1 protein-coding gene is annotated in these 895 nt (G+C 38.9%); it reads left to right on the forward strand.

The window, feature by feature from the left end; genetic code table 11:
- Window positions 1-148 precede the first annotated feature (148 nt).
- A complete protein-coding gene (locus SCM96_15965) occupies window positions 149-889 on the forward strand; it encodes a hypothetical protein (protein MDW7762108.1) in 741 nt (246 codons plus the stop codon).
- Window positions 890-895 lie beyond the last annotated feature (6 nt).

Consider the following 895-nt stretch of genomic DNA (forward strand, 5'->3'; position numbering starts at 1 on the left):
ACAACATCGGCATCATCCTGGCCCGGAAAGCCAAAACCGACTCCCGCCAGGCCGAAGAGGCCGTCCGCTATCTCCTAGTAATAACAAGCAATAACCATGATACAAATAGAAATATAGATATACTCGACTAATTATTACAGTGCCTACCATGAATTCATCTCAAATATCAAATATTTTGGAATCATTAAAAATCCAACCAGATGATATTTCAGACAAAAAGACTGCTGAAGCATTTCGACTTCTTCTTCAAATAATAGAGGCATTAAATGAAGAAGTTCAATTCTTAAAGGCAGAACTCCAAAAAAAGAATGATGAACTGAACCGATTAAAAGGAGAACAAGGTAGGCCTAAATTCCCCATACCAAAAAAGAAATATGGAGATATATCATCAGAAAAAGAGAGACAAAATCTCATTCCACCTGGTGAGAAGAAGTCAAAGGAAAAACTGAGCAAGATACAAATCCAATTTACTGATATATGTAAAGTCGATCCAGGTATCTTGCCAGAAGATGCAGAGTTCAAAGGCTACGAAACCGTAGTTGTTCAGGATATTGTCATTTCAACAAAGAACACCGCCTTCAAGAAAGAAATATTTTATTCTCCATCCCAAAAAAAGACTTACATGGCAGAATTACCAAAAGGAATTGAGGGAGAGTTTGGCCATGGAGTGAAGTCTTTGATTCTGACTTTAAAGCACGCTTCCAACATGTCTGAACCAAAAATACATGAATTTCTTGAGAATATTGGAATACACATATCATCAGCCACAATATCTCGTATTCTCACAAAGAAAATCGAAGGTTTCCATCAGGAAAAAGCCGATATTTTCAGGTTCATATGGAAACCCTGGCCCGAAACCGCGGTGTCGCTCCCGTGCGGCCCGTCATGACCGATC

The sequence above is a fragment of the Acidobacteriota bacterium genome, assembly GCA_033549365.1.
Classification (GTDB): domain Bacteria; phylum Acidobacteriota; class Aminicenantia; order Aminicenantales; family Saccharicenantaceae; genus JAWSUF01.